Raw genomic sequence first — 22,838 nt, 5'->3', positions numbered from 1 at the left:
CGGACCTGTCAGCCGGGACCGACCGAACCGCGGCGCCCTTGCGGCGCCTGTCGTACGGGGCGCCACGGGGGCACAATGTATGCATGCGAACTTTCGGGGTTGAGGAAGAGCTGCTGATTGTGGACCCCGTGACCGGGGAGCCGCTGGCGCTGGCGGACGCCCTGCTGACAGGGCGGAAGCTCGCTGCCGACGACGCTCCGGACAAGCCCCGGATCCCGGACCCCCACGATCCAACCCATCATGACGGCGGCACCGGGCTGACTGCCGAACTGAAACTAGAGCAGATCGAGACGCAAACCCGTCCGTGCCTGGACTATGGGGAGCTGCTCCTGCAGATCCGCCAGGGCCGGGCCCTTGCGGACACCGCCGCCAAGAAGCACAATGCACGGGTGGCGGCGCTGGCAACATCGCCAATTGCCTCCACCACGCACACCACGCCAAACCCCCGCTATGCCACGATGCAAGAGCGCTTCGGGCTCACCGTCCATGAGCAGCTGACCTGCGGGTTCCACGTGCACACTTTTGTCGAGTCCCCGGAAGAAGGCGTGGCGGTCATCGACCGGGTCAGGGACAAACTGGCGGTGCTCACGGCGCTCAGCGCGAACTCGCCATACTGGAACGGCGTGGAGACCGGCTTTGAAAGTTACCGCACGCAGGCCTGGAACCGCTGGCCGACGTCGGGCCCGTCCCAGATCTTCGGAACGCACTCCATGTACCGCCGCGTGGTCACCCGGCTGCTGGACAGCGGCGTGCTGCTGGACGAAGGCATGATCTACTTCGACGCGAGGCTCTCGCGGAACCACCCCACCGTGGAAGTCCGGGTGGCCGACGTCTGCCTGCAGGCCGAGGACGCCGCCCTGATCGCCGTCCTGGTGCGCGGCCTGGTGGAATCCGCCAGCAGGGAATGGCGGGCCGGTGTGGACCCCGCACCTGTACCGACGGTGCTCCTGCGGATGGCGGCGTGGCAGGCCAGCAATTGCGGACTCCGCGGAGAACTCCTGGATTTCGGCACGTTCCGTCCTTCTCCTGCCGAGGAAGTGGTGGAGGCGCTGGTGGACTACGTGGCGCCTGTCCTGGCGGAACAGGACGAGCTGGAACTGGCCCGCGAAGGCGTGCGGCGCATCCTAAACCGCGGGACCGGTTCGGAGCAGCAGCGCCACGTCATGCAGGAAAGCCTGGCTGTGACCCCGGACGCGGCCACCGGGCTGGCGGCCGTTGTTGCCCACGCGGTGGAAGTCAGCATGCGCCGGACCGAAGCCATCACCGCGCGCGAGAAGGCACCGGTGCTGTTGCGCGTCCGCCAGTCCTGATCAGGTTCCTACTACCCCGGAGCGCGCCATGGAAACCGAATACGCAACAGTCACCGGCCATGATGTCACCACCATCACCTGCGTCTGTGGCAACACCGTCAGCGACGACGGACTGATCCAGGCCAACTCCGAAGGAATGCCCGTCCATCTCGGCGAGGACACTCCCGTGCCTGCCGGCCTGGCCGAGTGGCCCGGGGACGAGGACCTCTACACGCTGTGCCCGGCATGCGGCCGCGTCTACCATGACACCGTCATCGAAGAGACCGGAACCGCGCCCGTGGCCTTCACCGTGGATGTTGCGGCGGGCCCGGTTGCCGAAGCGATCCGCCTGCACTGGGAGCTCGACACCTGAGGTTCCCCGGGCCAGGCGGAAACAGGTAGTCGACACTCTGTTCCGGGCTTGGTGCCGTCCCGTAGCTTGGCGCTATCGCGTCAGTCAGCGGTGCTCGAGGGGGATCGAACGCACCGGCGGACCTGCCGGAACCCGGCCGCCCGCCAGACACGATCCCGTCCACCACTTGCGCGCGCGCAGCAGCACGCCGCATCAGCCAGGCACTGACCGCCCGGCGGATCCGGTTCCGGAACGCGCCCCGAATCTCCCGGGGCGGACCGGTTCATCGAACGGGGATCAGTCCATGCATAGGCGCATCACACCAGCAGCCCTCCTCCTGACGGCGTTCCTGGCGCTCACCGGGTGCGGAACAAACACCGGCACCACAACCACCGGCACGGAAACCGCCACCTCGTCGCCCCCAGCCTCGAGCGCCACGCCAAGCCCGGCGAAGACCTACACGGATGCGGACCTGAGCAGCCTGCTGTCCACCCTGAAGGATTCCCAGGGGCGCCCCCTGACGGTGGTTCCCGCGGCGCAGATCGACCAGGGCATCATCAAGGCCAAGGAAGTGCTCAAGAGTGCGGTGTTCACGCCGCCGGCGTGCAACGTCTTTGCCGACAGCAACTCCCAGATTCCCGAGGACAGCACGTATGCGGCAGGAACCACCGTCTCGGCTGCGGACAAGACAGTGATAGTCGTCACCGTCATTGCCCTCAAAGATGCCAAGGAGCTGACAGACCATCTGGATGCGTCCAGGAAGGCTTCGGCGGAGTGCAGCAACTTCACCGTTGAACTGGCGGGGCAGAAGATCACCACCGAGGTCCAGCCGGTAGACGCCCAGACGAAAGGCGACCAGTCCTTTGCCGCGCTGGCCAGGCAGAGCCTCTCCACCGGCGAGAAGCAGACGGCGCTGACCATGACAGGCATCAAGGGAAACCTTGCCGCCACGGCAGTAAAGGCCGGTCCGGACGTGACCCCGAACGCCGCGCCCGAGCTCGCCCAGCTGATTGACGCCCTCCTCGCGCACGGCTGACGGGCGGGGCGCAAGGGGCGACCCGCAAGACGCCGTGAAGCGCGAACGGACAGTTAGGGCCCTCAAAAGCGCGGGAAACAGGGCCGTATCTGTCCGTTCGCGCTGGTCAGGTTCGCGCTGGTCAGGTTCGCGCTGGTCAGGTTCGCGCTGCTTAGGTTCAGGCTGGTCAGATCTGTTTCAGCGCCTGCTCCAGGTCGCGCATGAGGTCGTCAACATCCTCGAGTCCCACGGACAGACGGACCACGCCGTCGCTCAGCCCGATGGCCGAGCGGCCCTCCGGGCCCATGGCACGGTGGGTGGTGGTGGCCGGGTGGGTAATGAGTGTCTTGGCATCGCCAAGGTTGTTGGAAATGTCGATGATCCGCAGCGCGTCCAGCAGCGCAAAGGCTGCTTCCTTCGCCGTACGGCCCGCCGACGGTGAAAGCTCCAGCGTGAGCACGGTGCCGCCGGCCTTCATCTGCTGGGCCGCCAGCTCATACTGCGGGTGGGATTTCAGCAGCGGGTACTTGACCCAGCTGACCGCCGGCTGCGCCTCAAGCCATTCGGCGAGGCGCAGCGCGGAGGCCGAGGAATGGTTGACGCGCAGCGCCATGGTTTCCAGGCCCTTCGTCAGCACCCAGGCGTTGAAGGCGGACAGTGCGGGCCCGGTGTGGCGCATCAGCTGCTTGACCGGCCCGTCGATGAACTCCTTGGTGCCCAGGATGGCCCCGCCAAGGACCCGGCCCTGGCCGTCGATGTGCTTGGTGCCGGAGTACACGATCACGTCCGCGCCGAGTTCCCTGCAGCGCTGCAGCAGGGGAGTGGCAAAGACGTTGTCGACGACGACGGTCGCCCCGGCAGCGTGTGCCAGTTCGCTGACGGCGGCGATGTCCACGATTTCCTGCATCGGGTTGGACGGCGACTCGAAGAAGACCGCCGTCGTGGGCTCGGAAAGGGCGGCGCGCCACTGGTCCAGGTCCGGGCCGTCCACAAACACCGTTTCCACGCCCCACCGGGGCAGGATCTCGTTCAGGATCACAAAGCAGGAGCCGAACAGCGAGCGGGCGGCCACCACGCGGTCGCCGGCAGCCAGCAGGGCGCCGAGTGCCGTGAAGACGGCGGACATGCCGGACGCCGTCGCGAAGCAGGCTTCGGTGCCCTCGAGCAGCCGCAGCCGCTCCTGGAACGTGGCCACGGAGGGGTTGCCGTAGCGGGAGTACACAAACCGTTCGTCCTCCCCGGTAAAGGCGCGTTCGGCGGCTGCCGCGGATTCGTACACGAACCCGGAGTTGAGGAAGATCGGCTCGGCGGTCTCCTGGAAATTGGTGCGGTCAAGGCCGCCGCGGACAGCCTGGGTGTCGGGGCTCCAGCCGGCGGCGTCGGGATTGAAGGTCACTTAGTTCTTTCCGAGGTTGGTGGGCAGGCCGCGGTTCTTCCAGCCGTTGACGGTGCGTTCGCCGAATCGGTCCGGTTCGCCTTCAAAGCCTTCGAGGACGTTGTAGGCGGTGAACCCGGCCCGCGTGGCGGCAATCGCCGCAGCGACGGACCGGACACCGGAACGGCAGAGGAACACCAGCTCGACGCCGGAGTCCTCGGGTGCCTGTTGCTTCAGTTGGTCGACAAAATCCGGGTTGGGGATGCCGCCGGGGAAGGTCCACTGGATGAAGAGGGGATCGTTGTCCGTGGCTTTGGTGTCCGGTATTCCGATGTGCGCCCACTCGCCCTCAGTGCGCACATCCACCAGGACCGCGCCCTGTTCGAGTTTGGCCCAGGCGTCCTGCGGGCTCAGGTCCCCTGCGTAGCTCACGCGTGGCCCTCGAAAGCTTCGCCGGACAGGTCGGCGTCGAACTCAAGTTCATCAACCGCGGTTGCCACCGCAGCGTCCGAGCTGGCGACAGCCGCGGGAAGCACTACTGCCTGCGCCACGATCACGCTGGTGCCGTTGAACGTGGCCGCCGGGCTCCCGTGGAGGACGTAACCATCCGCCAGCGCGGCTGAGATGCGCTCGCAGAACGAACGGTCGTCGGGGCCGGTGATGAGCCGGTAGGACAGCTTTTCCTGCGGCAGCGCTACGGGCGGGTTTTGGTCGGCGGCGGCCAGTTCGGCGGCCGGGGCCAGCGGTGCGGGTGCGTCGGACACGACGGATCTCCTTCTCTCACGCTTGCAACTCGAGTATCGATATGCCGAGTATTCACCTGAGGCACCCCGCCGCGGAAGGAGGGTTGCCGACCGGCCAGTCAGGGCTTGGCGCCGGTTCTCATTACTCCCCAAAAACGTAACACTTACGACGGCGGCCCGCACCGCCGTCGTCGTCATCTTCCGTAACGGGACCGGCCGCACCGCGGCGCCACAGGGGCGCCGTCCATGCCCGGTACGTGACCCCGTATTGCAGTTACAAATGCCACCGCCGGGAGGATAATGACGGGAGATGAACCGCCGTCACGCCGGATGAAATCAGGCAGCCGTGAATGAATCGAACCGGAATACAGTCAGTCCCATGCTGCACTTCGGTTGGTTCGTGGGACACGGGTTCGGCGTCCAGGGCTGGGGCACGCCCGGGTACGGCATCGGATACGACTGGAAAAAACCCGCCCTGTACCAGCACGCGGTGCAGGAATTCGAACGCGCCGGGCTGGACCTGTTCATCATCGAGGATTCCCTCACGGTGCCGGACACGTACGGGGGGACTGCCGAAGTGTCGCTGGCGCAGGCGTCCTTCGCGCCCAAGCACGATCCGTTGGCCCTGGTGCCCTACCTGCTCTCCGCCACGGACCACCTCGGCATTGTTCCCACCATCAGTGCGTCCTTCTACCCGCCGTTCACGGCTGCCCGCCTGCTGGCCACGCTGCAGCACTTCTCCAGCGGCCAGCTCGGCTGGAACGTGGTGACCTCCGGCAGTGACCTTGCCGCGCAGAACTACGGGCTGGACCAGCAGATCGAGCATGACCTCCGCTACGAGAAGGCGGAGGAATTCGTTGACGTGGTGCGCAAACTTTGGCGCAGCTGGGAGCCGGATGCCATCGTGGAGGACGCGGTGGCAGGCGTCTTCGCGGACCATACGAAGGTCCACCCGATCAACCACGACGGCGAATTCTTCAAAGTCCGGGGGCCGCTGAACACCGCGCCGCTGCCCGAGGAACCGGTGCTGGTGCAGGCCGGAGCGTCGCCGCGGGGCAAGGCGTTCGCCGGCGGCAACGCGGACGTCGCAATTGCCCTGGCGAGGGGTGCTGACGGCATGAAGGCCTACCGCGACTCAATCCGGGCCGAGGCGGCCGCGGCCGGGCGGAACCCCGACGACGTCAAGGTGCTGTATGTCCTTAAGCCCACCGTGGTGGGCTCCCGTGCCGAAGGGGATGAGCTGCGGGAGCAGCGCCGCCAGCTCACCCAGCGCGACATCGACAGCCAGTTGAACTCCATCTCCTACCTCTCCGTGATCGACTTCAAACAGTTCGACCTCGACGCCCCGCTCCCCGAACTCACCACGAACAGCAACCAGGGCACCCTGGACCATTTCGCCAAGGCGGGCCCGCCCGGGTCCACGCTGCGCCAGCTCCTGCAGGCCCGCAGCGGCGGCGCGGGGGACAGCATCATCGGCACGGCCGACGAGATTGCCGACTACCTCGAGGAAACCGGCGCCCAGGTGGGCGGGGACGGGTTCCTGTTCTCCGGTTTCGTTGATCCGGCCACCGTTCACGGCGTGCTGGACCGCCTTGCCCCGGTGCTGCGGCGCCGCGGGCTGCTCCGGACAAGCTATGGCGACGGCGGCTTCCGCCGGAACCTGCTGGACTTCTAGTCGCCATGGGCAGCGGCAGCGGGAACTTCCTCATCGGCACGGCGCACCTGCGGGCAAGGGACCTCGCCGGGGCCGCGGCTGATCCGGCCGTGAAGTTCGTCCTGAGCGTGGACGCCCTGGAACTGATCGGGCTCTCCCGGGAGGTGGTGCAGCGGGCCATCGACTCCGGCCACCGCGTCTACGGCCTCAACACGCTGCTGGGCTCAGGCCGGGACACCGCCGTGGACGAGAAGTCGATCCTCGCCTACCAGGTGCAGGTGGTCCGCTATCACAACAGCGGGGTGGGGGAGCTGCTCGGCGCTGATGAAGTCCGGGCCGTGATCCTGGCGCGGCTGGTGGGCTTCAGCCGGGGCGGCTCCGGAGTCCGGCCGGAAACAGCCCGCTTCTATGCCGAAATGCTCAACCGCGGCGTGGTCCCCGCCATCCCGCGCGACGGGTCCGTAGGTTCCGCCGACCTGACCCACCTTGCCGCCGTGGCCGCCGTCGCCATCGGGGAAGGCCAGGCCGTTGCGGCGGACGGTCGGCTGCTGCCCGGCGGGCAGGCACTGGCCGACGCCGGGCTGGCTCCGCTGGATCTTGCGCCCGGCGAAGCCCTGGCCCTGGTCAGCTCCAACTCCTATTCAATCGGCGTCGGCGCCCTGGTGCTGCACCGCCTCCTGCGGCTCGCCGACCTTGCGGACACCGCGCTCGCGCTGTCGCTTGAGGCGACGGCAAGGCACGACGGCGGCGGCAACCTCAGCCCGTTTTCGCCGGCTGTGCAGGCGGCCAAGGCCGTCCACGGGCAGTCGGTCACTGCGGCCCATGTGCTCCGGCTCCTGGAGGACGGGTGGCTGGAGGATCCGGCCCGGGAGGCATCCGTGCAGGACGCGCTCTCCTTCCGCGCGGCACCCCAGACCCACGGCGCCGTCCGGTGGCAGATCACGGCGCTGGAGGATGCCCTGGAGGTGGAGCTGAACGGCCGCGGCGACAACCCGCTCACCGACATCGGGTCCGGGCGGATGGTCTCCGGCGGGAACTTCCAGCCCATGCAGCTGGCGCTCGCATTCGAGGCGCTGCGCCTGGGGCTGGCCCATCTCGGGATCAGCAGCGAACGCCGGATTGCCAAGCTCTATCCTCCGCAGCGGCGGATCCGTCAAAGGCACCTCGAGGCTGCCAGGAACGGAGCACCGCTGGAGCCGGAAGAGCTGCCCGGACTGCTGTGGTACTCGGCGGCAGGCCTGTTGTCCGAGCTCAAAGTCCTCGCGGCGCCGGCCACCCTTGGTGCGCCCACGCTGTCCGCGGATGTCGAAGACCACTCAACGCTGGCCCCGCTGGCCCTCCAGCTGCTGGAGCGTTCCGTGGATGCCGCCGGGAGGCTGCTCGCCATCGAGGCGCTGACCGCCGCGTACCTGCTGGGCGGAGCTGAGTCGCGTGCGGTGCGGCCGCTGGGAAAGGGGACGGGCGCCGTCGTCGAGCGTCTTTCCCTCCTGCTGGCCCGGCACCTGCCGGCGGCAGCGCTCGTGGAGCAGGCCCGCGTCGAACTGGACGCCTTCCTGTGCAACGGCTTCAACAGTGCCCTGGACGCCGCCCCGGAAACCCGCACCGCCGGCGGCCCCGCCAGCGGCACGGAAAGGCAACGATGAGCACCATGACAGGCAGGCACGCGGTCCGGGACGCCGATGTTGCGGCGGATGCCGCAGCCGTCCTGGCCCAGGTGGGGAACACCCCGCTGGTGCTACTGGACGTCCTGGGCAGGGGCCTGGGCAGCGCGGTCTACGTCAAGCTCGAATCCGACAATCCGGGCGGATCCATCAAAGACCGGACGGCGCTGAGCATGGTCCGGGCCGCTGAGCGCAGCGGTGAACTCCGGCCGGGCGCAACCATCGTGGAGAGCACCTCCGGGAACACCGGGATCGGGCTGGCGCTGATCGGTGCACTGACCGGACACCCCGTGGTGGTGGTCACCGGGGACACCATCTCATCCGAGAAGCTCGCCGCGCTGCACCGTTATGGCGCCAGGGTGGTGGTGACGGACTGGACCGCGCCGTCTGAGTCGCCGGAGAACGCGCGGGCCGTCGCGGCCCGGATCACGGCGGAGAATCCGGGAGCCTGGCGGCCGCAGCAGTTCGACAATCCGGCCAATCCGCTGGCCCACTACGAAGGGACAGCGCCGGAGATCTGGCAGCAGACGTCCGGGAAAGTGACCCATTTCGTGGCCGGTATCGGCACCGGTGGCACCATCAGCGGCAACGGCCGGTACCTGAAGGAAAAGACCGGCGGCCATGTGGAGGTGATCGCCGCGGATCCTGTTGGCTCCGTGTACAGCGGGGGCCACCCGGGCAAGATCCTGGTGGACGGCGTCGGTAACTCCTGGCCCCAGGCCGAGTGGCCCAAAATCTTCGACCGCGGCATTGTGGACCGTTTCCTGCGCATTCCCGACAACGAGGTGTACACCACGGAGCACCGGTTGCTGAATGAAGAGGGGCTGTCCCTGGGGCCCTCGTCCGGGCTTGCGGTGGCAGCCGCCCTCAGGGTTGCGCGCGCCGCCCCGCACGGGTCCGTGGTGGTGGCAATAGCGCCCGACGCCGGCAGCAACTACCTGAGCAAGGCCTTCAATCCGGTGTGGCTGGCCGACAACCACATCCACCTGGCGGCCGAATTCGTGGAGGATTAGCTCGCGTGCTTAGCATCACGACTCGGAAACGGCTAGAGACAGGCAGACCGGTCTCGTTGTACTCTTTTGAAACGTTCGCGGTTCCCGCATCCTCGAAATAAGTATGCGGTGTAGTCAAGGACGGGTCCCGGGCTCAGCCGGGACCAGCTCTTATAAAGGAATAGCCAATGTCAATGGATGAGAATTCTTTTCCAGCATTGACCGATGGAGAATCGACTGCGTACCGGGGACCGCAGCCGAACCCGCCTTCGGACGTGAGTGATCCGACGATCCGTGGACAGGCGTGGGACATCATCGAGTCTGTACTGGATGACGCCACTCCGCAGAGCGAGTGGGCACGTGAGCAGTTGCGCAGCCGGATGGAATCCCACCCGGGGAATCCCGAGCGCGCCCTCCTGGAGCACCTCATGGCCACACGGAGCATCACGGATGAGCAGTCGGACGATTCCGAGCCCAACCTGCCCAGCCCTGACTTGCCGACTCCCGACGAGGACTACGGCAATACGGTGCTGTTCACCCGCCGGAGCAGGCGCCGCATCGAGGCGATCCTCGGCGACAGGATGCTCCTCACCGCGTTCCAGCCCATCCACGAGCTTGCCGGCCGGAACGTCGTCGGTGTCGAGGCGCTGACGCGTTTTGTCAGCGACGACGGCGCCAGCGCGGATCACTGGTTCAACGAGGCCGCTGCCGTCGGACTCGGGACGGACCTTGAATTTGCCGCCCTGCAGGCAGCCCTTGTGGCCGCGGAACAGTTGCCGCCGCACGTCTACGTGGCTTTGAACCTCTCACCGGCCACGTGCCTGGACCCCCGGCTCCGGGCGTTCGTGGAGCAGTCCCAACTGGCGGTGGACCGGATCGTCGTCGAACTGACGGAACGCCTTGCCGAATACGAATACGATCCTGTGGTGGAGGCACTGGCACCGCTTCGTTCGCGCGGACTCCGGGTTGCTGTTGACGGCGCCGGCGCGGGCTTCGGTTCGATGAGCCAGGTCACGCACCTCAGCCCGGACATCATCAAGCTCGACCGCAGCCTCATCGCCGGAATCGACCACGCCGCGGGCCAGAAAACCCTGGGCGCGGCCATGGTGGAGTTTGCCCGGCAGGTTGGCGCGGACCTGGTTGCCGAGGGAATCGAAACCCAGGCCGAGCTCACCGCGGTCATGGACCTTGGGATGGCCTACGGGCAGGGATACCTCCTGGGCCGCCCCTCGGTCCAGCCGCTCGACTGGGCCGCCTGGCGAACCTCGGCCGACCGCGAGGCGTCCACGTCGGGATCCACCGGCCCGGCCAGCTAGACGCTCTCTCTCTCAGTTGTTGCTGCCTGAGTCGGGACGCTCTCTCGGTTGTTGCTGCCTGAGTCGGGACGCTCTCTCGGTCCCGGCTGATCACTCGATGGCCTGCATCCTGCTGATATCTCCACGGTGCGCCTGTCGGATCATTCCGCCGTTCAATCAGGACGGCGGGTGATCAGGCGGCCGACAACCGGCACACCAAGTGGAAGAGCGTTGGGAATTTACCGACCACAGGTGAGAGAGCGTTGGGCGAGGGGTGGGTATAGTGCCCGCTATGGATGACAAGGCAACTCTGCACCGCTACCTGCGCACGCGGCGTGCGGACCTCCTCGCCAAACTCGACGGGCTGGACGAGTACGACGCCCGGAGGCCCCTGACGCCGACCGGCACCAACCTGCTTGGCTTGGTGAAGCACGTGGCCAGCGTGCAGCTTGGATACTTCGGCGAGGTCTTCGGGCGCCCGAGTCCGCGGGACCTGCCGTGGGACGCCGAGGACGCAGAACCCGACGCCGACATGTGGGCTGGCCCGGAGGAGACCCGGGAGCAGATCGTGGAACTCCATCGGTTCTCCGCTGAGCACAGCGACGCCACGATTGACGCGCTGCCGCTGGACGCGCCCGGGGAAGTGCCCTGGTGGCCGGGGGAACGCAGGCACGTCACTCTCCACCAGATCCTGGTGCACATGTGCGTGGAAACGGCCCAGCACCTGGGCCACGCCGACATCCTCCGCGAGCTCATCGACGGATCAGCAGGCCAGCGGCCGGGAGACCCGAACCTGACATCGCGCACCGCCGAGGAATGGGCCGCCCACCGCTCGCGGATCGACGCGGCGGCCCGCGCCGCGGCGGACCAAGTGAGAGAGCGTTCCGGAAAAACCGGCAGGAAGTGAGAAAGCGTCCGGGAAAAGGGGGCAGGAAGTGAGAGAGCGTCCGGCGGCGGCGGGGGTGGGGGGCAGCAGCTACTCGATCGTGGCGAACAGCTCGTTGAGTTCGTCGGTCAGCTGTTTCCGGAGCGCGGGCGTGCCGATTTCCTTGCCGTCGATGTGGTTCACCGGAGCCAGCAGCCGGATGCTGGAGATCAGCCACACGGCGTCGGCGTCGAAAAGGTCCCGCGGCTCCAGCGGGCCGTAGCCGAGTTCCCAGCCCGCAGCCTTGGCGGCAGCAAAAAGTGCACCCTGCGACGTTCCCGGGAGGATGCCGCTGTCCAGTTGCGGGGTGATGAGGCGGCGCACCGTGCGGGTGCCGCCGTCGCCGTCGTCGACCGTGTCAAGGTGCGCCAGCAGGACGGTGGACGTAGGGCCTTCAAGGACGCGGCCGTCGGAGGATGTGAAGATGACGTCGTCCGCCCCCTGGTTGTGGGCGTAGCGCAGGGCCGCCATGTTGACCGCGTAGGAGAGCGTCTTGGCGCCCAGCAATAGCCACGGCGCCCGTTCGCCCACTTCACTGTCGTAGCCGCGGTCCAGGAGGATGACGTCGATTCCGGTCTCGCGCTGGCGCCGGCCGGCGGCCGGGACGGGGGAAGCCTGGACCCAGCAGGTGGGGCGCGCTCCGCCCTCGGCGCCGCGGGTGCAGATCAGCTTCACTACCGTCTCGTCTTCCTCCGGCGTGGCGGCGGGATGCTGGGAACGGTATTCGGCCACCGCTGTCGCGATGGCCCGGCGCCAGGTGTCCTCGGCGGGGATGTCCAGCTCCAGTGCGCGGGCCGAACCCTGCAGCCGCCGCAGGTGGGCATCGAGCTTCCTCGGGTTTCCGCCAACGGCCAGCATGGATTCAAAAACGCCGTCGCCGCGCGTGGCACCCTGGTCCGTGGCCATCAGCTGCGGCTGTGAAGCATCGGCGATCCGGCCGTCGTCGAACCGGGGGTCAAGGAAAACGAGAACGGTGGCCGGGGCAGCAGGAGTCATGCCTCAAGCTTAGCGTCGGCGCCGCTTCCTTCCCCTGCGGGGGATAGGCTGTGCTGGATGCCTCTCCGGAACCGGTCCGGCGGGCGAGTAACCGTTGGAGTCTGTCTGTGTTGTGGCCGTTTCCGCTGGTGGGCACCGCGCCTTACTGGCTCGTGCTGGCGCTGAGCATTGTTGACCTGGTCATCCGGGTGCTGGCGCTGGGAATCATTCCGGGCAACCGCCGTCCCACCACGGCCATGGCCTGGCTGCTGGGAATCTTCTTTGTGCCCGCTCTCGGCCTGATCCTGTTCCTGCTTTTCGGGAACTTCAAACTCTCCCGCAAGCGCCGGGCACAGCAGGACGCCGTGAACAAGCGGGTCCGCGCCGGCACCTCCCAGCTGACCGCCGTCGAAAGCGAATACGACGGCCCGGAATGGGTGGCCTCGGCGGCGGAACTGAACAAGACCCTCGGTTCGCTGCCCATGGTGGACGGCAACAGCGTGGAGCTGCTGCCCGGGTACCCCGACTCCATCAAGGCCATGGCCGCCGCCGTGCGCGGGGCGAAGAACTTCGTCAACGCCGAGTTCTACATCATGAGCACGGACCACATCACCGACGACCTGTTAAACGCCCTGGAAGAGGCCGCGGAGCGCGGCGTCCAGGTCCGTGTGCTGTTCGACCACCTCGGCACCCTGCGGATCAAGGGCTACCGGAAGCTGATCAAGCGCCTCAAAGCCAGCAAGATTCAGTGGCGGCCCATGCTGCCGCTGCGTCCGGTGCACGGCCAGTGGCGACGGCCCGACCTGCGCAACCACCGCAAGATCATGGTGATCGACGGCGAAATCGCCTTCACGGGATCGCAGAACCTGATCGAGCCCTCCTACAACAATCCCCGGCACCGCAAGGTGGGGCGGGAGTGGGTGGAGCTCATGGCCTGCCTGCGCGGACCGATTGTCACCACGCTCAACGTGGTCTTCGCCACCGACTGGCTCAGCGAGACGGACGAGTCCCTGGAGGACCAGCTGGCCCACCAGCCCGAGACGGCACCGGGCGCCGTGACCGCCCAGGCCGTCCCCAGCGGCCCCGGCTTCATCACCGAGAACAACCTGCGCCTCTTCAACACCCTCATCTACTCCGCCCAGCACAAGATCTCCATCTGCAGCCCGTACTTCGTCCCCGATGATTCGCTGCTCTATGCGGTGACGACGGCGGCGCAACGGGGCGTCGACGTCGAACTTTTCGTCTCGGAAAAGGGGGATCAGTTCCTGGTCCACCACGCTCAGCAGTCCTACTACGAGGCGCTGCTGGAAGCGGGCGTGCGGATCTACCTGTACAAGGCGCCGTTCGTGCTGCACGCGAAGCATTTCACCATCGACGACGAAGTGGCGGTCCTGGGGTCCAGCAACATGGACATGAGGTCCTTCTCGCTCAACCTGGAGGTTTCGGTGATGCTCCTTGGCGCCGACATCGTTGCCAAGATGCGCGCCGTGGAGGACACCTACCGGGGCATCTCCCGCGAGCTGACGCTCGAGGACTGGATGGAGCGGCCCATGGCGGTTAAGTACGTGGACAACGTCGCCCGGCTCACGGCCACCCTGCAGTAGGGCCCTGCGGCTGGGCCGGCCAGCAGGCGGGGGTCAGCTTTCCGGGAAGCCCGCGCCCAGCGCCGAGAGGACTCCGTACGCCTTGGTCCGGATTTCGTCGTACTCCTCCTGCGGCGAGGAATCCGCCGTGATGGCACCGCCGACGCCGAGGCTCAGCTCCGTGCCGCCGGCACCGTCTGCGCGGATCACCAGGGTCCGGATGGCCACCGCGGTGTCCATCGCCCCGCTCAGGGAGAAATAGCCGATGGCCCCCGAATAGACCCCGCGCGGCGCCCCTTCCAGGCGGTCCAGGATGGCCATGGTGCTGATCTTCGGCGCCCCCGTCATGGAGCCCGCGGGAAAGCAGGCTGCGACGGCCTCGGCGCGGGGCAGCCCCGGCTTCAGCTGGGCATCGATGGTGCTGACCATCTGGTGGACCGTGGCGTAGCTTTCGATCGCGCAGAGCCTGCTGACAGTGACGGATCCTGCGACGGCGAAGTGGCTGAGGTCGTTGCGGAGCAGGTCCACGATCATGATGTTCTCGGCCCGGTCCTTGGGGGAGGATTCCAGGTCATCGCGCAACTCCTGGTCCCGCGCCGGTTCCGGGGACCTGGGGCGGGTGCCCTTGATTGGCTCGGCGCGCATCCCGCCGTCGGCCGCTATCCGCAGGAAACGCTCCGGCGACGTGCTGGCCACGGTGAGCCCGCCGAACCGCAGGTAGCTGGCAAACGGTGCCGGGTTTTTCCGGCGCAGCGCCAGGTAGGTGCGCCAGGGGTCCACCCCGTCGGGGCCGGCCGGCACAGCTGCGCTGACCGCTGTGGTGAGGCACACCTCGTAGGTGTTCCCCTCGGCGATTTCATGTTGGGCTTCAGCGATCTTGAGCTTGTAGGCCTGCTCGGTGTCACGTCCGGTGAACGCCGGGGCGGGCTGTGTTCCGGGTACGACGGCGGCGCTGGCGCCGGGTTCCGAGGGGTCGGCGGCCGCAGCCACTGCGGCGGCCGCGACGGCCGAGCGGGCAATATCCAGCCATTCCGTGGCGTCCGGCGCCGCCAGGGCGAGCAGCCAGACGCTGCCTTCCCGATGGTCCAGGACCACGGCCCGGCCGGCGAAGATCATGGCGGCGTCCGGGATGTCGGACGGAACGTCGCTGCCGCCGGTTTCGCGCTTCAGTTCGTAGCCCAGGTAGCCCAGCCAGCCGAGGGTGAATTCGCAGGCGTAGCCCTCTGGTGCGCGGACCGCCCGGCGGCCCCAGACGCCGTCGAGCCAGCGGAAGAACGGTCCGGCGGTGGCCACCGTGGCGGTGCCGGTGGTCAGCCGGGTCACGCCGGAACGGTGCCGGGCCTCCTGGCCGAAACTGCCGCCGTCGTCCGCCAGAATGCTGAAGCGGCTGCGCTCGGCTGCCGCTCCCGCCGTCCGGAGCGAGGAATCCAGCCACACGGCATTGGGCGAACGGCCGTAGAGGGAGTCGAAGAGCAGGGCGGCGTCGGGAACGCAGTCCAGACGCTCGGCATGGAGCTGCAGCCCGCGGCGGGCCGAGAGCTCGGGCAGCAGCACGGCAGCCAGGGCGGGCAGGTACTGGAGTGCCCGGAGGACGTCATCGGGGGCGGTGCCGTCGGCCCGGTTGAGCACCTGGATATCTGCATGGTCCTGCACCGCGTCCGTTGCCAGCCACTCCTCCTCCTGCGCGGCCCACTGGTCCCAGAACGGTTCGTAGGTACTGCCGTCGCGTACCAGGGCACGGGTGCGGCGGTCGCCGTCGGAGGACTCCGCCCACACGACGGCGTCCAGCAGCGGGCGGGCCGAGGAGGCCGCGGCACCCACACCCTCCACGATGACGATCTCCGCCGGCAGCGTTGTGCGCGCCGGGCCGTCATAGTGGTTCTCCCAGTCCCAGCTGACCCATTCGGCCGCTTCGCCCCGGCTCAGCGGGGCGAGGACGGTGGTGACATAGCGCTCGATGCCCGCCGCGAGGCCGTTCCAGCCGGGATAGATGTCCTCAAGATGGAAGAGCGACACCTTGTGGTGCTCCCGCAGCCGCGCGGCAAGCTCGATTGCAAGGGTGGTCTTTCCTGCGCCGGACCGGCCGTCGATGGCAATGATCACGGGTGCAGGGGTCATGAAATAGAGCGTACCTGCTGCCCGGACGGGTTCTGTTGCTGCACTTCCCGCCGCGCATGGTCCACGATCCCGGGCACAGCGGCCTTGATGAGGTCCCACGTGACGTCGAAGTCGGCGTGGCCCCCGTACCAGGGGTCCTCGATGCCCTGGTCCAGCAGGTCCCGGCCGGACACCGCCGGATCGAAGCTGCGCAGCATCCGGACCCGCGCCAAGGCCTCCCCGTCAGGGGCCGTGGCCCGCAGCCAGCCGTAATGGTCCACATCCAGGGCAAGGATCAGGTGGCGGTCACGGAACCATTCGGGGCGCCATTCCCGCGCAACGTGCCGGTCCGAGGCAAGTTGGTGGGCTGCCAGCTTACGGGCGGCCCGGGGATCGATGGGGCGCCCGGCCTCATAGGCCGTGGTTCCGGCTGAATCCACCACGACGTCGCCGGCGAGCCCCGCTGCTGCGAAGGCCTCGGCCAGCATCAGCTCGGCCATCGGGGACCGGCAGATATTTCCGGTGCACACCGCGATGATCCGGTATGGGCTCGACATTGAGGACATGGAGCAAGCATGGGGGATGGCGCCCCCTCTTGGCTAGTCACAGGCCGTGCGCATTACGGGCGGGTGAACAGCGTTACGAGTCCTGTCATATCCGGTGGGCGCGGGTCAGCGCCCGGGAACAGATCGCATGGCATCTCAGTTATGAGTACTGAGGAAGAAAAATGAGCACTACATGTACTGCACTGGTCATTCCGGCCCGGTTGGGTGACGCCCTGAGAGCAGTGGCCCTTGAGGCGACTACAGACACTCTCCAGCGGCTGGTCGGGGGACATTTGGAATCCGTCAGCCGCGGCGACTGGCACGTCTACCTGAACGCCGAAGGCCACCTCATGAACCTGCCGCCGAACATCCGCGCAGCCCAGCTTATTCATGAGGCCGGGCTAGACCTGTCGGATGCGGCCAGGGGCACGGCCGTGTTCCTGGGCCGGACCGAGCGCGGCGGCGAGGCAGACGTACCGGAGCACCTGTCGCGCCGGGCGGAAGAAATGTTCGGCTCCCCGCTGGCAGCCTGACGACCGGGGTTCAGAGGCCGGCCAGGCGCGCGAGCAGCGCGTACACCCCCCAGAGCCCGGCGCCCAGGAGGATGCCGAGATAGGCGAGCACAAGCCGGGTGTCGCGCAGGTAGCACTTCGACTTTGTCAGCCCCTTCCGACGGGCTTTCCAGTATCCGACGAACCCGATGGCCGCGAACACGGCCAAGGCAACGGGGCCGGTCAGCCAACCCAGCAGTGCGATCGTGGCGAAGATGCAGAGGCGCAGCGGATCGAAGGGAACGCTGGCCTGCGGGTCCGGGAAGTAGCCCGACTGGCCGCCGTGCGCGCCGTGGCGGGCGACGTGGGCGCGCAGCAGTTCCGACGGCAGGGGGCCGGATGCGATGCGCTTCGCGTCGGAATCGGAACTCATCATCATCCTTAGAGTTGGCGCACCGGGAGCAGCCGGACGCCCGTGGCCGTGCTCATCCGTTGCCTGGACAGGGCCGGCCACGCCTGGACGGCGCAGAAGGGGGCGCACTGGTGATCGCCGGCTTCGCTCTTGGTTCCGACGTGCACGCAGCATTGGGTGAGCCTCTCCTCGATCATGGTCGAAATGTCCATGAACGGCTTGACCATGATCCGGGTAACGCGTTCGGCCAGGAGCCTGCGCAGCCGTTGTTGCTGGCCCGGGAGTTTGCCGGCCGCCAGCGTGGTGAGCGTGCCTATCCCGAGGTCGCACTGGGTGCAGATGTTCTTCCAGAGATCCGCTGTCCGGGGGTGGGACAGGGACGACTGTTCGCTCAGCAGATCGAGCAGCGAGGACTTCATCAGGCTGCGCAGCTCCAATGGAATTGCACTGTCGGCGATGCGGTTGGCGATGCTGTCAGGATTGAGCTCCAGCCAGGCGAGCAGCCGATCGTGCCCGATCAGCGACGTCAGCGACCGCCACACCCCGGCGTCGTCCTTCAGCATGTAGCCGACTGACGCGCAGTGCGGATGCGAGCACGGCAGGGCTGTCAGGTCATGCCACGAGACCACCCCGTTGGTTTGCCCGGCCAACCTTTCGAGCACGCCGGTGTGGGTGAGCCGGTCCATCGGGTTGATGCCATGCCCGCGGCCGGAACCGAACACCGGCTGCAGCGCGACCCCGCCGACGAACGGGGTTTCCAGGGCCCGCATGACGACGGCGCCCACCTCGCCGTCGTTGACGCCGAGGGTTGCTGTCATCGTCAGGGTGGTGAAGACCCCCGCCTCGGACAGTCGCGAGATTGCCGCATCCTTGAAGCGGGTCAGATCGCCGCCGCGGTGATGGATCGACGCCTCCTTGGAGGGGCCGTCGTATTGGAGGTACACCTCCACGCGGTCGCGATGCTTGGCCAGCAAGGCGAGCAGCTCGTCGTCGGTCGCCATCAACATGCCGTTGCTGTTCACCATGATCCGGACGATCGGCCGGGCAACCAGCTCCTCCAGCAACTCCGCGAGATGCGGGTAGAGCGTCGGTTCGCCGCCGGACAGCATCAATACATCAAGGCGCCCGTTCTCGCGGGCAAGCCGTGCGTCGACGTTCGCGAGCACCTCGGCGAGCGGCGCCACCCCTTGCAGCTGCGGGCCGGAGGACGTAAAGCAAGTGGGACAGCGTAGATTGCAGTGCTCGATGATGTCCTGCAGAAGGATGCACGTGTGCTGCGTCTGCATGGCGGGTAGTCCGTAGGCGTACGCCTCGGGTACGGGGCGGAAGTTGTCCGCCTGGTCGGGGATGTGCTGTTTGGTGGGCGCCTGCCATTTCTCCAGGTAGCGGAGGATTTCGGGCGATTCGTCGTACAGCGTGCGTACCAGGCCGTGGTCGGGGCAGCCGCGTTCGAGCCACACGCGGTCGTCACGGATCAGCAGCGCCCCGGACAGGCGCCGCACCTGGGCAAGAGGAGGGTTCGTCTCGTGGCAGCGGGGGCAGAATGCGGTGACATACCGGTGGATCCGGTCGCCGCGCAGCGGCTGCCCGGGGCCGGGCGGCGTTTGCCGGGAAGAGAACGAGGACGGGTTCATCTCAGGCCTCTCATCTGCGCGAGGGCTGCGACGCAGATCCCACCCCCGACCAGGGTGAAGACCCCCAGGCCAATAAGCAGCCCCGCACCCAACCGGGACGTGCGTGGCCGGACCGCCAGCACAACGGATACCGCCAGATACGCGGCGATTGGTATGAACGCTCCAGGCCCAGCAAGGAAAGTCTTGTACCCTTCATCCGGAGCAATACCAGCTGTTGTCCCGAAATAGAGGGCATAAAGGGCAACAGCCCCCAGCAGGATTCCGAGCACCATGGAGCCGCGCCTTGGTTCAGAGGGCAGCTCCTCCTGCTGGTGCGGCGGCGGGTTCCGGGGAACGTCAGGGGTGTCCTCGCTCATGCCACTCTTCCTTTCAACTCAGGACGGACCGGTTTCCCGAACACCCGCCGCATGCGCCAGATCAAAAGGGGGAGGACCGCCAACAGGAACCACTGGGGGCGGCTCATTCCCAGCCAGATCACCTCATTGCCGCGGACAAACTCCACGCCGAACCTGAACAGTGCGTAGGCGGTCACGTAACAGATGAAAAGGTCGCCGGGGTGCGCCAGGCTGTCGCGGAAGCGCCACATGACGGCGAATGCGGCGGCGTGGAACACGATTTCGTAGGCAAAGGACGGATGGAGTCCGGCCCCGGGGGTCCCGCCGATCAGTGCTGCCTGCGCGGGGGTGAGCACGATTCCCCAGGCGCTGCCGGTGGAGATGCCGGGCAGTTCGGTGAGGAGGCAGCCGACCCGCCCCAGAACCATGGCCAGTGCGACGGCGGGTGCGAGCAGGTCACCGGTGGATTCACGGTAGCCTGTCAGCCGCTTGCCCAAGTGGACGCCGAACCATGCACCGACCAGGCCTGCGAGGATGCTGCGGTCTCCGTTGCCCCACCAGTCCGCCAGGGAGACCTGCCGGGAGATATCCCAGGTGAGCACGCGGGATCCGATGGCACCGAAGGCGACGGCGAAGCCCGCGATGGGCCACAACCGGGGATCGGAGAGGCCGCGGCGGCGCTTCTCAAAGGCGTAAAACAACAGGGCTGCGACGATTCCCAGCCCCGTCAGAACGCCGTGCACAAGCCCATCTCCCGCGAAGGGAAGCCCGATCATGAGCAGAGTGTAACAGCGCGTGCTCAGGCTGCCTTGACCACGGGGAGCTCGTCCCAATGGGTGGTGTACCTGGGCGAGAGCATGGTGCGCTGCATGGACCAGTCCGGGCCGCCCCGGATTCCGGCGTGGCCCAGCCCCACCGAGCCGCGCCCGTAGCGGCGGCTGATGTCCTCCAGCAGAATGCCGATGCCGCGTTCCTCGTGCGGGTTCGCAAACACCGGCAGCGGCGATTGCTGGCCTGTGGGGCGCAGGTCGGTGACCATAATGCCGGCTCGGACGTATTTGGTGCCTTCCTCGATCCGGGGGAGCAGGGCGTGCGCGGCCCTGGTCAACAGCACCGGATCCGCGGTGGGCATGGGCAACGTGACGCAGACCGACGGGTAGGACGTGTCCAGCGGGTTGTAGTGCGAGGTGCCGGCGAAGGCAGTGAGCACCTTGGCCTGCAGGCTGTGCTTGGCCAGGCGGGCGCTGGCTTGCTGGCCATAGACGCTCATGACCTGTCGCAGGTCCGCGGCCGCGGTGATGGGCGTGGAAAACGAACGGCTGAAGATGAGCTGGTCACGTCCAATGCGCTCCTCCTCCAAAGGGATGCACGCGGTGCCCTGCAGCTCCAGGACCGTGCGCATCAGAACCACCGAAAATCGGTCCCGGATCCGCACGGGATCGGCGCGGGCAAGGTCCAGGATGGAGTGGATGCCCATGCTGTTCAGGCGTTTTGTCAGCCGGGCGGCCACGCCCCAGAGCTCGATGACGGACAGCCGGCCCATCAACGCTTCGCGGGCCGTGGCCGGCATGGAGTCCCAGCGGCACACGCCGTTAAGGGCGGGATTGTTCTTGGCCCATTTGTTGGCCAGCTTCGCGAGGGTCTTGGTATTGGCAATTCCTACGCAGACCGGCACCCCGATGTTGCGGCGAACAGCCGTCTTCATGGTCTGCCCGAGATGCAGGAGCTCGTCCGGGGTGCCTTTGACTCCCAGGAAGGCTTCATCGATGCTGTAGACCTCCAGCCAGGCCGAGTAGCGGCCCAGAAGCTCCATAACACGGGCGCTGATATCGCCGTACAGCTCATAGTTGCTGGACTTGGCCACCAGCCCCCATTCCTTGGCGCGGGGCGCGATCTTGAACCACGGCTCGCCGACCGGGATGCCAAGCGCCTTGGCTTCAGGGGACCGGGTGACCGCGCAGCCGTCGTTATTGGAGAGGACCACCAGGGGGCGGCCTTCCAGCGAAGGATCGAAGGCCCGCTCCGCCGAGGCGTAGAAGCAGTTGACGTCCACCAGGGCAATCTCCCGGCCCGGGCCCGGTACGCGCGTTTCAGGAATCTCGAGCGCTTCAGACATGGTGCAGGCAGCGGGTGGCCACGCCCCAGATCACCAGGTCCGACAACGCCGGAACCCGGATGTCCGGATAGCGGGGGTTGTCCGCCTGCAGCACCACTCCGGACGCCGTGACCCTGAGCCGCTTGATGGTCAGCTCACCGTCCAGGACCGCTATGACCACTGATCCGTCCTTGGGGTCCAGGGCGCGGTTGACGATCAGTTCGTCGCCGTCGCTGATCCCGGCCCCTTCCATCGAGTCTCCGGACACCCGCACGATGTATGTGCTGGTGATGTCCTTGATGAGGTGTTCATTGAGGTCGATCCGGCCGTCAAAGTAGTCCTGCGCCGGCGAAGGGTACCCCGCTGCGACTGGTACAGGAGAGATCAGCACCGACAGCAGGGATGTGCCCGCATCTATCACGCGGGGACCGATAACTATGCCCACAACACACCTTTATTCGAATATATGTTCGATACTTCAGTGTAGACCCAGGCTCGGACATTGGATATTCTCCTCGCTTGCTAGGATCAGCCCCATTGTCCGCCCGTGAGGATTCGCCTGAAGGGGAAGAGTTGTGAAGTCCAATCATTATGACGATTTTGCCGGGAACTACTCGGCTGAAAATGAGTCCAGCCTCCTCAACGCCTATTACGAGCGGCCGGCGATGATTGGCCTTGCCGGCGACGTGACCGGTCACCGGGTCCTCGACGCTGGCTGTGGCTCGGGGCCGCTGTCCGCCGCGCTGGCCGCGAAGGGAGCCGCCGTGACCGGCTTCGATTCCAGTCCTGCGATGCTCGAATTGGCGAGACAGCGATTGGGTCCGACCGCAGACCTCTACCTGGCGGACCTCAGCAAGCCGCTCCCTTTCGCCGATGGCTCCTTCGACGACGTTGTCTCGTCCTTGGTCCTGCACTATCTGGAGGACTGGTCGGCACCACTTGCCGAACTGCGGCGCGTACTGAAGCCGGGCGGTCGCCTGATCCTGTCGGTCAACCACCCCACGGTTAGCGTGATCAACCAACCAGCCGAGGACTACTTCGCCATCCGGCAGTACTCGGAGGATTACGAGTTCGCTGGCGAGCCTGCGGTCCTGACCTTCTGGCACCGACCACTTCACGCGATGATCAGCGCCTTTACGTCGGCGGGATACCGCGTAGCCACCGTGAGCGAACCAGAGCCATCTCCAGACACACCGCACGAACTCCTTCCGCCGCGCATCCTCAACGGCGAGAGGACAGCGTTCCTGTCCTTCATCTTCTTCGTCCTCGAGGCAGACAAAGTCAGAACCGGAACCGACATGCCCGATTCGGCCGATGAGGATCTGGCTCGGTTGGCGCGACGTGGCCGCGCTGAGTAGCGCCCGAATGCC

The 22,838-nt window shown here is 67.0% G+C and carries 24 protein-coding genes and 1 riboswitch; of the genes, 11 read left to right on the top strand and 13 right to left on the bottom strand.

What is annotated here, in order from left to right:
• Positions 1–83: 83 nt before the first annotated feature.
• The 3 genes from AC1MDG_RS19975 to AC1MDG_RS19965 all read left to right on the top strand — a co-directional run bounded on the left by AC1MDG_RS19975 (position 84) and on the right by AC1MDG_RS19965 (position 2,677).
• Complete coding sequence (locus tag AC1MDG_RS19975; protein ID WP_479806326.1) at positions 84–1,310, top strand: glutamate--cysteine ligase 2; 1,227 nt, start codon at positions 84–86, stop codon at positions 1,308–1,310.
• Positions 1,311–1,338: 28 nt separating this feature from the next.
• The gene (locus AC1MDG_RS19970; RefSeq protein ID WP_479806324.1) at positions 1,339–1,662 is read left to right on the top strand and encodes a hypothetical protein; all 324 of its coding nucleotides are present in this window, start codon (positions 1,339–1,341) and stop codon (positions 1,660–1,662) included.
• Between the two features lie 283 nt (positions 1,663–1,945).
• Positions 1,946–2,677, top strand: a complete 732-nt coding sequence (locus tag AC1MDG_RS19965; RefSeq protein ID WP_479806322.1) for a hypothetical protein — start codon at positions 1,946–1,948, stop codon at positions 2,675–2,677.
• Positions 2,678–2,739: 62 nt separating this feature from the next.
• Here the strand turns inward: AC1MDG_RS19965 and AC1MDG_RS19960 are convergent, their stop codons facing one another.
• Genes AC1MDG_RS19960 through AC1MDG_RS19945 form a run of 4 tightly spaced genes read right to left on the bottom strand, consistent with a single transcriptional unit; the run spans position 2,740 to position 4,756 of the window.
• Positions 2,740–2,817: a hypothetical protein gene (locus AC1MDG_RS19960; RefSeq protein WP_479809149.1), complete on the bottom strand. Its 78-nt coding sequence runs from the start codon at positions 2,815–2,817 to the stop codon at positions 2,740–2,742.
• 26 nt (positions 2,818–2,843) lie between these two features.
• Positions 2,844–4,052 carry an O-succinylhomoserine sulfhydrylase gene (locus AC1MDG_RS19955; protein WP_479806320.1) on the bottom strand — a complete coding sequence of 403 codons (1,209 nt, stop codon included), beginning with the start codon at positions 4,050–4,052 and terminating at the stop codon, positions 2,844–2,846.
• On the bottom strand, positions 4,053–4,463 hold the full coding sequence (locus tag AC1MDG_RS19950; RefSeq protein ID WP_043485100.1) for a rhodanese-like domain-containing protein: 411 nt from the start codon (positions 4,461–4,463) through the stop codon (positions 4,053–4,055).
• A complete protein-coding gene (locus tag AC1MDG_RS19945; protein ID WP_479809148.1) occupies positions 4,460–4,756 on the bottom strand; it encodes a DUF1737 domain-containing protein in 297 nt (98 codons plus the stop codon). The genes AC1MDG_RS19950 and AC1MDG_RS19945 overlap by 4 nt, the downstream gene beginning before the upstream one ends.
• Before the next feature lie 52 nt (positions 4,757–4,808).
• Positions 4,809–4,921: riboswitch (SAM riboswitch) on the bottom strand.
• A 232-nt stretch (positions 4,922–5,153) separates the two neighbouring features.
• Here AC1MDG_RS19945 and AC1MDG_RS19940 point away from each other — a divergent pair.
• From AC1MDG_RS19940 to AC1MDG_RS19920, 5 genes are all read left to right on the top strand, one after another.
• Entirely contained in the window at positions 5,154–6,449 is a 1,296-nt protein-coding gene (locus AC1MDG_RS19940) for an NtaA/DmoA family FMN-dependent monooxygenase (protein WP_479806317.1), read from the top strand.
• Between the two features lie 5 nt (positions 6,450–6,454).
• Positions 6,455–8,071 carry an aromatic amino acid ammonia-lyase gene (locus AC1MDG_RS19935; protein ID WP_479806315.1) on the top strand — a complete coding sequence of 539 codons (1,617 nt, stop codon included), beginning with the start codon at positions 6,455–6,457 and terminating at the stop codon, positions 8,069–8,071.
• Entirely contained in the window at positions 8,068–9,102 is a 1,035-nt protein-coding gene (locus tag AC1MDG_RS19930) for a PLP-dependent cysteine synthase family protein (RefSeq protein WP_479806313.1), read from the top strand. The genes AC1MDG_RS19935 and AC1MDG_RS19930 overlap by 4 nt, the downstream gene beginning before the upstream one ends.
• Positions 9,103–9,356: 254 nt before the next feature.
• The gene (locus tag AC1MDG_RS19925) at positions 9,357–10,397 is read left to right on the top strand and encodes an EAL domain-containing protein (protein WP_479806311.1); all 1,041 of its coding nucleotides are present in this window, start codon (positions 9,357–9,359) and stop codon (positions 10,395–10,397) included.
• A 271-nt stretch (positions 10,398–10,668) separates the two neighbouring features.
• Positions 10,669–11,283, top strand: a complete 615-nt coding sequence (locus AC1MDG_RS19920) for a DinB family protein (protein ID WP_479806309.1) — start codon at positions 10,669–10,671, stop codon at positions 11,281–11,283.
• Positions 11,284–11,352: 69 nt separating this feature from the next.
• Here AC1MDG_RS19920 and AC1MDG_RS19915 read toward each other — a convergent pair whose 3' ends face one another.
• A complete protein-coding gene (locus AC1MDG_RS19915; protein ID WP_479806307.1) occupies positions 11,353–12,297 on the bottom strand; it encodes an aminodeoxychorismate lyase in 945 nt (314 codons plus the stop codon).
• A 107-nt stretch (positions 12,298–12,404) separates the two neighbouring features.
• Between AC1MDG_RS19915 and cls the strand changes: the two genes are divergently transcribed.
• Positions 12,405–13,880 carry a cardiolipin synthase gene (gene cls, locus AC1MDG_RS19910; RefSeq protein ID WP_479806305.1) on the top strand — a complete coding sequence of 492 codons (1,476 nt, stop codon included), beginning with the start codon at positions 12,405–12,407 and terminating at the stop codon, positions 13,878–13,880.
• A 33-nt stretch (positions 13,881–13,913) separates the two neighbouring features.
• On the opposite strand, the gene pabB is transcribed toward cls, so the two are convergent.
• Together pabB and AC1MDG_RS19900 are read right to left on the bottom strand one after the other, a co-directional pair.
• Positions 13,914–15,977 (bottom strand): aminodeoxychorismate synthase component I, encoded by a 2,064-nt coding sequence (gene pabB / locus AC1MDG_RS19905; protein ID WP_479806303.1) that lies wholly within the window; start codon positions 15,975–15,977, stop codon positions 13,914–13,916.
• Positions 15,974–16,522 carry a low molecular weight protein-tyrosine-phosphatase gene (locus AC1MDG_RS19900; protein WP_043485080.1) on the bottom strand — a complete coding sequence of 183 codons (549 nt, stop codon included), beginning with the start codon at positions 16,520–16,522 and terminating at the stop codon, positions 15,974–15,976. The genes pabB and AC1MDG_RS19900 overlap by 4 nt, the downstream gene beginning before the upstream one ends.
• Before the next feature lie 161 nt (positions 16,523–16,683).
• On the opposite strand from AC1MDG_RS19900, the gene AC1MDG_RS19895 reads away from it, so the two are divergent.
• Entirely contained in the window at positions 16,684–17,034 is a 351-nt protein-coding gene (locus AC1MDG_RS19895; protein WP_479806301.1) for a DUF3846 domain-containing protein, read from the top strand.
• Positions 17,035–17,044: 10 nt separating this feature from the next.
• Here AC1MDG_RS19895 and AC1MDG_RS19890 read toward each other — a convergent pair whose 3' ends face one another.
• From AC1MDG_RS19890 to AC1MDG_RS19865, 6 genes are read right to left on the bottom strand one after another with little or no spacing between them, the layout of a single operon-like run.
• On the bottom strand, positions 17,045–17,425 hold the full coding sequence (locus AC1MDG_RS19890; protein WP_479806299.1) for a hypothetical protein: 381 nt from the start codon (positions 17,423–17,425) through the stop codon (positions 17,045–17,047).
• A gap of 8 nt (positions 17,426–17,433) precedes the next feature.
• The gene (locus AC1MDG_RS19885) at positions 17,434–19,038 is read right to left on the bottom strand and encodes a radical SAM protein (RefSeq protein ID WP_479806297.1); all 1,605 of its coding nucleotides are present in this window, start codon (positions 19,036–19,038) and stop codon (positions 17,434–17,436) included.
• A complete protein-coding gene (locus tag AC1MDG_RS19880) occupies positions 19,035–19,394 on the bottom strand; it encodes a hypothetical protein (RefSeq protein ID WP_479806295.1) in 360 nt (119 codons plus the stop codon). The genes AC1MDG_RS19885 and AC1MDG_RS19880 overlap by 4 nt, the downstream gene beginning before the upstream one ends.
• Complete coding sequence (locus AC1MDG_RS19875) at positions 19,391–20,149, bottom strand: prolipoprotein diacylglyceryl transferase (RefSeq protein WP_479806293.1); 759 nt, start codon at positions 20,147–20,149, stop codon at positions 19,391–19,393. Before AC1MDG_RS19875 ends, AC1MDG_RS19880 begins: the two co-directional genes overlap by 4 nt.
• 23 nt (positions 20,150–20,172) lie before the next feature.
• Positions 20,173–21,489, bottom strand: a complete 1,317-nt coding sequence (locus AC1MDG_RS19870) for a Y-family DNA polymerase (protein WP_479806291.1) — start codon at positions 21,487–21,489, stop codon at positions 20,173–20,175.
• On the bottom strand, positions 21,482–21,913 hold the full coding sequence (locus AC1MDG_RS19865; RefSeq protein ID WP_043485064.1) for a LexA family protein: 432 nt from the start codon (positions 21,911–21,913) through the stop codon (positions 21,482–21,484). Before AC1MDG_RS19865 ends, AC1MDG_RS19870 begins: the two co-directional genes overlap by 8 nt.
• Before the next feature lie 130 nt (positions 21,914–22,043).
• Here AC1MDG_RS19865 and AC1MDG_RS19860 point away from each other — a divergent pair, with 130 nt between their 5' ends.
• Complete coding sequence (locus tag AC1MDG_RS19860; protein ID WP_479806289.1) at positions 22,044–22,826, top strand: class I SAM-dependent methyltransferase; 783 nt, start codon at positions 22,044–22,046, stop codon at positions 22,824–22,826.
• Positions 22,827–22,838: the final 12 nt, after the last annotated feature.

The sequence above is a fragment of the Arthrobacter sp. AIWTK1 genome, from assembly GCF_056680535.1.
The sequence above is the reverse complement of the archived record's forward strand: the minus strand, read 5'-3'. Positions and strand labels throughout refer to the sequence as shown.

Coding starts and splice junctions, on each gene's coding strand:
- AC1MDG_RS19975 (WP_479806326.1), top strand. CDS start 84: ATGCGAACTTTCGGGGTTGAGGAAGAGCTGCTGATTGTGGACCCCGTG.
- AC1MDG_RS19970 (WP_479806324.1), top strand. CDS start 1,339: ATGGAAACCGAATACGCAACAGTCACCGGCCATGATGTCACCACCATC.
- AC1MDG_RS19965 (WP_479806322.1), top strand. CDS start 1,946: ATGCATAGGCGCATCACACCAGCAGCCCTCCTCCTGACGGCGTTCCTG.
- AC1MDG_RS19940 (WP_479806317.1), top strand. CDS start 5,154: ATGCTGCACTTCGGTTGGTTCGTGGGACACGGGTTCGGCGTCCAGGGC.
- AC1MDG_RS19935 (WP_479806315.1), top strand. CDS start 6,455: ATGGGCAGCGGCAGCGGGAACTTCCTCATCGGCACGGCGCACCTGCGG.
- AC1MDG_RS19930 (WP_479806313.1), top strand. CDS start 8,068: ATGAGCACCATGACAGGCAGGCACGCGGTCCGGGACGCCGATGTTGCG.
- AC1MDG_RS19920 (WP_479806309.1), top strand. CDS start 10,669: ATGGATGACAAGGCAACTCTGCACCGCTACCTGCGCACGCGGCGTGCG.
- AC1MDG_RS19915 (WP_479806307.1), bottom strand. CDS start 12,297: ATGACTCCTGCTGCCCCGGCCACCGTTCTCGTTTTCCTTGACCCCCGG.
- pabB (WP_479806303.1), bottom strand. CDS start 15,977: ATGACCCCTGCACCCGTGATCATTGCCATCGACGGCCGGTCCGGCGCA.
- AC1MDG_RS19900 (WP_043485080.1), bottom strand. CDS start 16,522: ATGTCCTCAATGTCGAGCCCATACCGGATCATCGCGGTGTGCACCGGA.
- AC1MDG_RS19895 (WP_479806301.1), top strand. CDS start 16,684: ATGAGCACTACATGTACTGCACTGGTCATTCCGGCCCGGTTGGGTGAC.
- AC1MDG_RS19890 (WP_479806299.1), bottom strand. CDS start 17,425: ATGAGTTCCGATTCCGACGCGAAGCGCATCGCATCCGGCCCCCTGCCG.
- AC1MDG_RS19885 (WP_479806297.1), bottom strand. CDS start 19,038: ATGAACCCGTCCTCGTTCTCTTCCCGGCAAACGCCGCCCGGCCCCGGG.
- AC1MDG_RS19880 (WP_479806295.1), bottom strand. CDS start 19,394: ATGAGCGAGGACACCCCTGACGTTCCCCGGAACCCGCCGCCGCACCAG.
- AC1MDG_RS19875 (WP_479806293.1), bottom strand. CDS start 20,149: ATGATCGGGCTTCCCTTCGCGGGAGATGGGCTTGTGCACGGCGTTCTG.
- AC1MDG_RS19870 (WP_479806291.1), bottom strand. CDS start 21,489: ATGTCTGAAGCGCTCGAGATTCCTGAAACGCGCGTACCGGGCCCGGGC.